The 10,797-nt window shown below is 52.6% G+C and carries 8 protein-coding genes; 6 read left to right on the forward strand and 2 right to left on the reverse strand.

The window, feature by feature from the left end; translation table 11 throughout:
• The 5 genes from B2067_RS15920 to B2067_RS15940 all read left to right on the forward strand — a co-directional run.
• Nucleotides 1-1,138: chloride channel protein (locus B2067_RS15920; RefSeq protein WP_301389113.1), on the forward strand; the 1,138-nt coding region annotated here is incomplete at its 5' end.
• A 3-nt stretch (nt 1,139-1,141) separates the two neighbouring features.
• Complete coding sequence (gene hemJ / locus B2067_RS15925) at nt 1,142-1,570, forward strand: protoporphyrinogen oxidase HemJ (RefSeq protein ID WP_068435644.1); 429 nt, start codon at nt 1,142-1,144, stop codon at nt 1,568-1,570.
• A gap of 15 nt (nt 1,571-1,585) precedes the next feature.
• Complete coding sequence (hemL, locus tag B2067_RS15930) at nt 1,586-2,881, forward strand: glutamate-1-semialdehyde 2,1-aminomutase (protein ID WP_301376640.1); 1,296 nt, start codon at nt 1,586-1,588, stop codon at nt 2,879-2,881.
• Nucleotides 2,878-3,498 (forward strand): hypothetical protein, encoded by a 621-nt coding sequence (locus B2067_RS15935; protein WP_301376641.1) that lies wholly within the window; start codon nt 2,878-2,880, stop codon nt 3,496-3,498. The genes hemL and B2067_RS15935 overlap by 4 nt, the downstream gene beginning before the upstream one ends.
• A 162-nt stretch (nt 3,499-3,660) precedes the next feature.
• Nucleotides 3,661-5,175, forward strand: coding sequence for a methyl-accepting chemotaxis protein (locus tag B2067_RS15940; protein WP_301376642.1), 1,515 nt, complete (start codon nt 3,661-3,663; stop codon nt 5,173-5,175).
• A gap of 45 nt (nt 5,176-5,220) precedes the next feature.
• Here the strand turns inward: B2067_RS15940 and B2067_RS15945 are convergent, their stop codons facing one another.
• Nucleotides 5,221-5,595: a tetratricopeptide repeat protein gene (locus B2067_RS15945; RefSeq protein WP_297530818.1), complete on the reverse strand. Its 375-nt coding sequence runs from the start codon at nt 5,593-5,595 to the stop codon at nt 5,221-5,223.
• Complete coding sequence (mrcB, locus tag B2067_RS15950; protein WP_301389114.1) at nt 5,574-7,907, reverse strand: penicillin-binding protein 1B; 2,334 nt, start codon at nt 7,905-7,907, stop codon at nt 5,574-5,576. The genes B2067_RS15945 and mrcB overlap by 22 nt, the downstream gene beginning before the upstream one ends.
• 285 nt (nt 7,908-8,192) lie before the next feature.
• On the opposite strand from mrcB, the gene glnE reads away from it, so the two are divergent.
• Nucleotides 8,193-10,797, forward strand: a 2,605-nt coding sequence (gene glnE / locus B2067_RS15955; protein WP_301389116.1) for a bifunctional [glutamate--ammonia ligase]-adenylyl-L-tyrosine phosphorylase/[glutamate--ammonia-ligase] adenylyltransferase, incomplete at its 3' end; no start/stop codon positions are given.

Genomic DNA, 10,797 nt, shown 5'->3' on the forward strand with positions numbered 1-10,797 from the left:
CCGCGGTTTTATTCCGATCATCCTCGCCTCCGTTAGCGGAGCCATCGTCAGCCGCGCGGTATTTGGGCATGAAACTGCGTTTGATGTTCCGGCGCTTAATCTCACCTCTTTATGGGAAGTCCCCTACATCATGTTGCTTGGTGTTGTCGCCGGACTGGTGGCCACTGGCTACATTTACCTGGTTAAATTACTACAGCGCCTCGGGCATCTCCCGCTTGTTTTACGCTGGGGCGGTTTAACAATCGCGACGCTGGCGATCAGTTGGTGGCTGCCTGAAATTCTTGGTATTGGCTACGACACAGTTAACGACGCCCTGAATGGTAAAGTCGTGTTCACCACCCTCCTGCTTCTGTTGCTGGCCAAGATGTTTCTATCTGGCTGGGCTGCTGCCGTCAGCTTTCCCGCCGGCCTTATCGGGCCGGTACTTTTTATCGGAGCAGCGCTTGGCGGGTTAATGGGGCAGCTCTCTGTCTGGCTGGTGCCTGACTACCCCCTCTCAATTGGCTTTTACACAATGTTGGGGATGGGCGCCATGATGGGGGCGGTACTCAGAGCACCATTGGCAGCGCTCGTTGCCCTGCTTGAGCTGACAGCTAACCCCAATATCATCATGCCCGGTATGCTGTCCGTTGTGATCGCCAGCTTAGTAGTCAGCGAAGTATTCCGGCTACCCTCGGTATTTCAGGTACAGCTCGGAGGCAACGCTCAATACCAGGCACCAAGCCCTGTACGGCAGATGCTGCGCAACACCTGGGTTGCTCAAGCGATGCAGACCTCCGTTGTAGAGGTGCAACGGAAAGTCGGTCGGGAAGCCGCTGGGTTTATTCTGCAACGTGATCCGAGCTGGCTCCTGATTGCTGGTGAAGACACCTTGATACGACCAGCCGCTATCGCCGAAGCACTCGAAACTGACCCTGATGCAGAAACCATTGACCTGTTTACCATCCCGGCTGACCGACAGGCGGCCGCCCGCATTTCGTTAAAAGCGAATCTGCAGGACGCCTTAGACCAGATGCAGTCACATCAATTACAATGGCTGATAGTGTATCGCGATGAGCGCCGTCATCAGTTCGCAGGTATCGTTTCGCGCGAAGACATCGAAAGCTACTACCAGTATCGTCCGGCACAAGGGGCCTGATTCATGACTTTCCTATGGCTGAAAGCCTTCCACATCATCGCTGTTGTGACCTGGTTTGCGGCGATTTTCTACTTACCGCGCCTGTTTGTGTATCACGCTGATGCCAGTGATGAGATATCCCGCGAGCGTTTCAAAGTTATGGAGCGTAAGCTCTATCGCGGAATCATGACGCCATCCATGGTGGTCGTCATCGCCCTGGGCATCTGGATGTTATCGATGAACACCAGCTTTTATTTCAGCCAGGGCTGGATGCACGCAAAACTCACACTGGTCGCCTTGCTCGTTGTATACCACTTCTATTGCGGCCAACTGTTAAAAGTATTCAAAGAAGACCGGAACACTCGCAGCCATGTGTTCTACCGCTGGTTTAACGAAGTTCCGGTATTTATTCTGCTCGGCGTCGTCATTCTCGTCGTCGTCCGCCCGTTTTAATTCCAAGGTATTGTTATGACTTATTCTATTTCCCAGTCGGAAGCGTTGTTCGAAGCTGCTCAGAAACACATCCCGGGCGGTGTAAATTCTCCGGTACGTGCATTCAAAGGTGTCGGTGGTACACCGATCTTTTTTGATCACGCCAAAGGGGCGTATGTGTTCGATGCCGACAACAACCGTTATATCGATTACGTGGGTAGCTGGGGGCCAATGATTCTTGGCCATTCTGCGGATGAAATTCTTGATGCCGTACGTGCACGTATGGATAAGGGCCTGAGCTTTGGTGCGCCAACCCATATTGAAATTGAGATGGCTGACGAAGTCTGCAAACTGATCCCGTCGATGGACATGGTGCGCATGGTTAACTCAGGCACCGAAGCCACCATGAGCGCAATTCGTCTGGCTCGAGGATTTACCGGCCGCGATAAACTGGTGAAATTTGAGGGCTGCTATCACGGCCATGCTGATTCACTGCTGGTGAAAGCGGGCTCCGGCATGCTGACTTTAGGCGTTCCGACGTCTCCCGGTGTTCCTGCAGGCGTTGCAGAAAACACCATTACCCTGAACTACAACGACCTCGATAGCGTTAAAGAATGCTTCGCGAAAATGGGTGACGAAATTGCGTGCGTCATCATCGAACCCGTTGCCGGTAACATGAACTGCATTCCTCCATCGAAGTCATTCCTCCAGGGGTTACGCGAGCTCTGCACTGTGCATGGCATTGTGCTTATTTTTGACGAAGTGATGAGCGGCTTCCGTGTATCACTGGGCGGTGCGCAACAATATTATGGCATTACTCCCGACATGACCTGTCTGGGTAAAGTCATTGGTGGCGGTCTGCCCGTTGGTGCCTTTGGTGGTAAGCGCGAAATCATGGAATACCTGGCGCCTCTCGGCCCTGTGTATCAGGCGGGGACTCTTTCTGGCAACCCACTGGCGATGGCCGCCGGTCTGGCGATGCTGAAAGCCATCCAGAAACCTGGGTTCTACGACCAGCTGACCGCACGGGTAAAACAGATGCTGGATGGTTTCAAAGCCGCGGCGGATAAGCATGGCATTCCATTCACCTCCACCAGCGCGGGCTCTATGTTTGGCCTGTTCTTCACCGAGTTGAACGAAATTAACGGCTTCCGTGACGTGGCTGACCACTGCGATGGCGAGCGTTTTAATAAATTCTTCCATGGCATGCTGAAAGAAGGGGTATACCTCGCGCCGTCTTCATTCGAAGCGGGCTTTATGTCCATTGCGCATACCGAGCAGGATATCGACGACACCATCGCTGCCGCTGATCGGGTGATGGCGACCCTGTGATTGAGAACACCGTCCTATTACTGATCTCTGCGCTCTTCTGTTGGTGCGCACGCCCTGTCCCCGGGACCGAATGGTCCGGGGAGAAGGCTGCGGACTTTGCTGCGGGCCTCATCATTGGCATTGCCGCTGGCGGGGAGATATTCAGCGCAGTCACGGGCAACGATGCAGCCGGAACGCTTCTGTACGGCCTGGCCTGGTATGCAGCGTTTCCATTGATCGTTCTCGTACGTACCGTGCAGGCAGCCCAGGTCGCCGGAGCCGGTGAAAATTGCTACTGGGACCGAGTGATCTGGGGGCGTATTCTTCTAGTATTGTGTGTCATTTTTGAGCTGGCACGTCGCAGCGATGTTGCGGAATATATACCGACAATTAGCGCACTTATCGGCGCGCTTTCTCTATTAGTCTGGGCACTCAAGCCACATCAGTTGTTAGCGCCAAAGCTTATCATAGCCGCACTGTGGGGAGCCGCAGTGGTGGGTTATCTGCTTCACACGAACGAGAGCATTTCGTTCGAGAGCCTGAAGTTGACCCCAGATCTCGCCTACCTTTCTATTCCCCTCACCATTCTGATTTATCAGGCCAACCTTCATATTCGCCAGCGCGAGGTCGGGCAATAGAAGTTAAGCTGCGATTGCATAACTGAAGGTTATCTATCGCACAATACCTGTATAAAAATTAGCCAGCTTTGTTAATGGTTCGGTCAATATTGCGATTAGCAAGTTGCTGGGCCTTGTCTACACTCAATAGCAGATACCAATATAGAGAATGTGGTTACTGCTATGAGCCAACCTCCTGCAATAAATAAATTCTATCGGGATGCGGACCGGTTTTTCCTCACCCTGAGCTTGGCATTGCTCGCGCTATCGTTCGGTCTGGCCAGCTGGAATAGCACCTGGGCGGAGGCCTTTCTGGTCGGTGTACCCGCCGTTGCTGTGCCTGCAATGATCAGCAAGGCCATGCCCGGCCATCGCTTAACACGCATTTCATTTGCGGCATCACTGATGGTTTTCTCGGCACTGCATATTCATCAGGCTCATGGTTTGATTGAAATGCATTTTGGTATCTTTGCTCTGCTTGCTGCGCTTCTTTATTACCGCGACCAGCTTACTATCATTACTGCGGCGGCCGTGATCGCAATTCATCACCTGGTATTTAACTACCTCCAGGAAATGGGTTCCGGCGTTTATATATTTGAGTACCATCCGGGACTCGATATGACTACCGGCCTGGAGATCGTACTTTTACACGCTGCCTTCGTCGTATTTGAGGCGGGCGTTCTCGTATATCTTTCCCGTAAGAGCTGGGCAGAATTCCTTCAGAGTGTTGAGTTGCTCAGTATTGGAGAGCATCTGCAGAAAGAAGGTCAGATTGATCTTTCCTATCAACTGGATAAACCTCAGTCTGCCTTCGGACATACCTTTAACACCTTTTTTGCTCAGATCAATGAACTCGTCAATGAAGCCCGTGAACTGTCTTATGAAATTTCGGGGATCAGTGATGATTTCGATAAGTCATGCAAAACTGTCGAGTCAGGGTCCAGCAAGCAAAGCGACGAAACAGATCTGATTGCTTCCGCCACTCAGGAAATGACCAGTGCGATGGAGGAGATAAATCGCTTTTCAGATGAAGCCGCCAAGTCTGCGACATCTGCAACCGAAGTCTCAGCGGCCAGCGATAAAGAAATTCGTGCAGCCCGCACCAGCATTGAGCGTTTAGAGCAAAATATTAAAACCGCTAACACTGTTATCGAGAACCTGGACTCAGAAAGTAACAATATCGGCTCTGTGTTATCTGTAATTCAGGGCATTGCGGAACAAACGAATCTTTTAGCATTGAATGCCGCTATTGAAGCTGCCCGTGCAGGTGAGCAGGGTCGCGGCTTCGCGGTTGTTGCGGATGAAGTCCGTACCCTGGCATCACGTACTCATGAGAGTACGGAAGAGATTCAGCGAATGATTGAACAGTTGCAGAAGGGCTCGGGTGAGGCGGTGAGCGCAATGGAAACATCACTGAGCGGTGTTGGCGAAAGCGTCAGCCAGATAGGTCATATCGATGAGCAGCTACGACTGATTAAATCAGCGGTAGAATCTATGAGTACGATGAATCAACAAATTGCTCAAGCTATTCGCGAGCAGAACCTGGCGGTCAACGAGGTCAATGGCAACATTATTTCGATCCGCGAAATCGGGGACTCGAACTTGGGACTGGCTCAGGCCTCGAAGGCGAAAACGGGGCAGCTATCGAGCATGGCTGGTAAGCTTGCTGGTTTACTGGCCAACTTTAAGACGCACTAGATCTCTCACACCATAAAAAACGGCCACTATTATGTGGCCGTTTCTTTATAACTGAAATTCCAGCTCGTAGAGGAGATAACTCAGCATTTCATCCTCATCGTCGGCAAAGACACGGGCTCTTTCCAGTAATTGACGAGCGCGTGCATTGTCGCCCGCCGCTGCGTATGTTTTCGCCTGACGGTAGAGCACATAGGGATTTCTCGGCTCAATGCGTCGTGCCTGATCAAGGTACGTCAGCGCAGCGCTCCAGTTGCCTGCCTTAGCTGCATCATCTGCCTGACCAAACAACATTTTTACGGCGGGATGATCAGTACCCCCCTGATACTGTCCGTAGTTTTCCGTGGGGCCATCCTGCGTTGATGTGCTCGCACACGCCGTTAGAAAGCCAACTACTGCGATCAAAACAATCGTTCGAACCATGAGCGAATCCCTTTACCAATACTCTGAACCCCGGATTCGCAGGCAAGTCGTTTTTTTGTCTGCCACGATGCGGGAAAGTTATATACCTTACCAGAACATCCGTCTTCGAGTAATTGACCCTGAGGGTTCACCGGGATCTCAACCAGACTGCGCGAAGGCGTCAGCGGCTCAGTCCCCATCCGCCTGAACGATTCCTGCCAGATGGGCAGTGCGCCACTGCTGCCGGTAAATGGCATAGGTCCGTTGTCATCCATGCCCACCCAGATCACGCCGAGATGGCGATTGTCGAAGCCGGCGTACCATGCATCCCGCTGCTCGTCACTCGTGCCCGTCTTACCTGCAAGCGGTTGCGGCAGGTCATTAAGCCGTCGGGCGGTGCCTTCGCTCACGACGGCCTTGAGGCCTGACGTGAGCCACTCCATCGTCACCGGGTCATATACCTGCTGACCACGAATTGCATAAGAGGAAAGCATATCTCCCTCTGCAGTCGTCACTGCATCAATGGTGCGCAACGGCATCAAGAAACCCTCGGAGGCAATCGTCTGGTACATCTGGGTCATTTCGAAGGGAGACAGCGACATAGCGCCCAGCAACAAAGACGGGTAAGGAGGCAGATCATCCCGGATACCTAAGCGGACCAGTTCATCGACGACCTTATCCAGACCAACCGTCATTCCTATGCGTGCCGTCGCCTGATTCAGAGAACGCTGCAGAGTCTCCTGCATTGGCAGCATACCGTGACTTTTCTTATCGTAATTCTGAGGCTGCCAGAGGCTCCCATCCTGCCCTTCTACCGTAACTGGGCTGTCATCAATCAGGGTGCCCCAGTGATACTCACCGCTACGTAATGCCGCTAAATAAACCGCAGGTTTAGCAAGAGAGCCAACCGCTCTCTTCGCATTCAATGCGCGGTTAAAACCAAAGAAAGACGCGTCGCGCCCACCGAGCAAGGCGCGAATTTCGCCACCATCGACGCTGGTGATCACAGCTGCGGTTTCCAACTTGCCTTTGAGTCGCGGAGAACGTGCCTCCAATGAAGAGAGATGCGCCTCAGCCGAGCTTTCAACGGCGCTCTGAACCCAGGGGTCGAGCGTTGTAAATATACGCAAGCCCTCTGATTGCAAATCCTGCAGGCGATAATCCTGCTGAAGCTGCTGTTTAGCCAGTTCAAGAAACGCAGGGTATTCACGCTGCCCCGCACGCTTAGGTGAGGCAGTTAATAATGGGGTTCGTTTGGCGCGCAGGCTTTCCGCTTCAGTAATGACCTGACTTTCAGCCATCAGGCCAAGAATTAAATCACGACGATCTTTCGAGCGCTGAGGGTTTCGACGGGGATTATAGTAGGACGCCCCTTTCACCAGTCCGACCAGAGTCGCAATCTCTGCGTTGTCGAGCTCTCGCAAAGGTTTGCCGAAATAGAAACGCGAGGCCAGACCAAAACCATGAATGCTGCGACGCCCGGACTGCCCGAGATAAACCTCGTTGATGTAGGCCTCTAAAATTTCTTCTTTGTCGTAATGCAGCTCAAGCAACAGCGACATAAAGGCTTCCTGAATCTTGCGACTCAGGGATCGTTCATTAGTAAGAAAAAAGTTCTTTACCAACTGCTGAGTGAGCGTTGAGCCACCCTGAACCATACGGCCAGCGTTGACGTTCGCGACCATGGCCCGGGCAATGCCTGTGGGAGAAATTCCCCAGTGTTCAAAGAAGCGTTTATCTTCAGTAATGATCAATGCAGCCACGAGCACCGGTGGAACATCTTCAAGCCGGACGAGCTCCCGATCCTCATTGTGAACAGGGAAAATACCGCCGATGTACTGAGGCTCAAGACGTACCAGAGCCTGGGCACTCTGCTCATCAGAGACCTTTTCGACACGCCCGGAGGCTAACGTTACTTCAATAACCCGACTTGGCTCGGGGCCATCCCAGAAGGGAAAGCCGCGCCGATAAATACGCCAGGTATTCCCCGTCCTCTGATAGGTGCCTGGCCGGTCGGCGGCCCTACTCTGCCTGTAGTCCGACCACTGCAATTCGGCCTGAAGCTGCTGTGGCGACAGCAGTAACCCCGGATACAGGGCGAGTGGGCGCGCATACACCTTGGCTGGTAGTGCCCATTTTTTACCATCAAATGCCCGGCGCACTTCGGCATCCAGATAAATCATCCAGGCACCGAAAATCACCAGCGATACGGAGAACAAGCCTAAGAGTGTCGCTTTCCAGCGCCGCTGCTTTCCGGCGACAGGTTTTTTAGACACTTCTTTCTTTGCTGCTGACTTTTTCACTGTTGTTTTTTTGGTAGGTTTCCCTGACATCCGTTCGAAAGCTCCGGTAAAACGTACGATCGCGAAATGTGGCGATGATATCTGATAACAAATGTAAAACTGCGAACAGGTCTGACAAAAGACAGTTAAAGAGGCTATATCGACCCTGCCGACAGTATCGGGTTCCCGAATGCGACTGTCTATTCCTGTAATCAACCTCGTCCTATAATCAACCTGATCATAAGATCACTGTTCACAGGCACACATTACCCGCTACAGTTAATTCACAGGCAACTACCTAGACAACCAGTAAGACACCAACACAGGTTAATGAATATGCTCCCCGATGCACTCCTATCCCACTGGCAGGCAACAGAGCCTCAACTCGTTTCTCTGGCAGAACGAATGGGATTGCAATGGCAGGAGTTTTTCACCGGTTTAACTCCCGAACATCAGACGGCACTGCAAACCGTTCTGACTCTGAGCGACTATGTCGCAGACGCTTTCCCACGAGACCATGAACATCTATGTCATGCCATTATTGACGGTTCCATCAACGCTCAGATCAACAGTAAAAAGTTAAACGAGTGGCTTGATACTTTGGCCCGGGGTGCTGAATCCGAAGATGACTGGCACGCTGCACTGCGCAAACTACGGCGTCGCGCCATGGTACATATCATCTGGCGGGATGCATTGAAAAAAGCCAGTACACTGGAGACGACACGAGCTCTTTCTCAACTCGCGGACGTCTGCGTCATCCGTAGTATCCAGTTCCTGTCGCCGTTACTCGAATCCCGTCATGGCCAGCCTGTCGGTAAAGAATCCGGGGAGCAACAACATCTTCTTGTCATAGGCATGGGCAAGCTGGGCGGCTGGGAGCTCAACCTCAGCTCAGATATCGATCTTATTTTTGCTTACCCCGAGAGTGGCAATACGACCGGCCCGAAGGTCATCAGCAATCAGGAATTCTTTATTAAGCTTGGCCAGAAGCTGATTCAGGCGCTTGATAAACAAACCGTCGATGGCTTTGTTTTCCGTACTGATATGCGCCTGCGCCCCTACGGTCAGAGTGGCCCTCTGGTCATGAACTTTGCCTCTATCGACGAGTATTACCAAAGCCAGGGACGCGACTGGGAACGCTACGCCATGGTGAAAGCCCGGGTAATGACGGGCGAAGACAGTCCGGAAGCACAGGAGCTTCTCGATATTTTAAGACCCTTTACCTACCGGGTTTATGTTGATTTCAGTGCTTTCGAATCGCTGCGCTCAATGAAAGCCATGATCAATGCTGAAGTACGCAGACGTGGCCTTAATAACAATGTGAAGCTGGGCCCGGGCGGCATCCGCGAAGTCGAATTTATCGTACAGGCATTTCAGCTGATTCGTGGCGGCCAGGAAAAACATCTTCAGATACGTGAACTCGTCGATGTGCTGGATATTCTCGCCGCAGAGGGCTATCTGCCGTCCGGTGCTACCGAAGAGCTGAAAAGCGCTTACTTCTTCCTACGTGATACCGAACACGCAATTCAGAGCTTACGGGATGAGCAGACGCAGGAACTGCCCACCGACCCAACCGATCAGGCTCGCATAGCAGTCTCAATGCAATGCGACGACTGGGAAGCCTTCATTACCTTATTGAATCAGCACCGCAGCATTGTCAGCCACCACTTTGCTCAGATTGTGGCTCATGACGACGAGCAGGATAACAAGGAAGCCGACCATGTCTGGCTCGACCTCTGGCATGGCGAACTGAACGAAGAGGCCGCCAGAGATTTCCTTAAGCAGTATCCGTGCGCCGGTGAATCCGCAGTGCGCCAGCGCATTGATACCTTCCGTGAATCACGCCCGGTAACCAACATGCAGCAGATAGGCCGCGAACGTCTTGAAGCACTGATGCCTTCGTTACTGGAGCAGGTCTGGGCGCAAGACAATACCGAAGAAACACTTGAACGAGTAATTCCGCTGCTTGAAGCCGTTCTTCGGCGTACAGCTTATCTTGTTCTGCTCAGTGAAAACCCGCAGGCACTGGAGCAATTGATTAAACTCTGTTCCGCATCGAGCTGGGTCGCGGAATACATTACCCGAACGCCGCTTCTGCTCGATGAGCTTCTTGTGCCGGAAACTCTGTACCGACTGCCCGACCAGCATGAGCTGCAGGAAGAGCTGCATCTCCGTTTATTGCGGATCGAAGCCGATGATCTCGAACAGCAGATGGAGCAGACGCGCCAGTTTGTGCGCGCTCACAAACTCAGGGCGGCGGCCTGCGAAGTGATGAACAAACTGCCTCTGATGAAGATCAGCGACTACCTCACCCGCCTTGCAGAAACCACCATGACCATGGTTCAGAATCTGGCCTTCGAGCAGATGGTCGCGAAATATGGCTATCCGACAGACGCGAATAAAGAGCCGGTATATACGCCCGAGTTTCTCATCGTAGGTTACGGCAAGGTGGGTGGTCTTGAGTTGAGTTACAGCTCGGACCTTGATCTGGTCTTTATCCATCACGGTCACCCGGGAGGCTCCACCACAGGCGAACGCAGCCTGGATAACGGCGTATTTTATACCCGTATGGGTCAGCGCATGGTTCACTTCTGCAGCACTCAGACCCGCTCCGGCGATCTCTACGAAGTCGACCTGCGTCTGCGGCCATCAGGTAACTCAGGAATGATCGTCGCGTCGCTGAAAGCGTTTAAAGAATATCAGCAGAATCATGCCTGGACCTGGGAGCATCAGGCACTGGTCCGCGCACGCGTAATCAGTGGGTCCAGTGAGCTGTCCTCAAGCTTTAATGACATCCGTCAGGAAATCCTGACATCACAGCGAGATATTCCTGAACTGCGCGAAGAAGTGCGAGCCATGCGGCAAAAAATGAGGGATAATCTCGGCTCTAAAGATACGAACGGCCAGCAGTTTCACCTGAAACAGGATGAAGGGGGTATTG

Source organism: Thalassolituus sp. UBA2590 (assembly GCF_002339775.1).
Lineage (GTDB): Bacteria > Pseudomonadota > Gammaproteobacteria > Pseudomonadales > Oceanobacteraceae > Thalassolituus.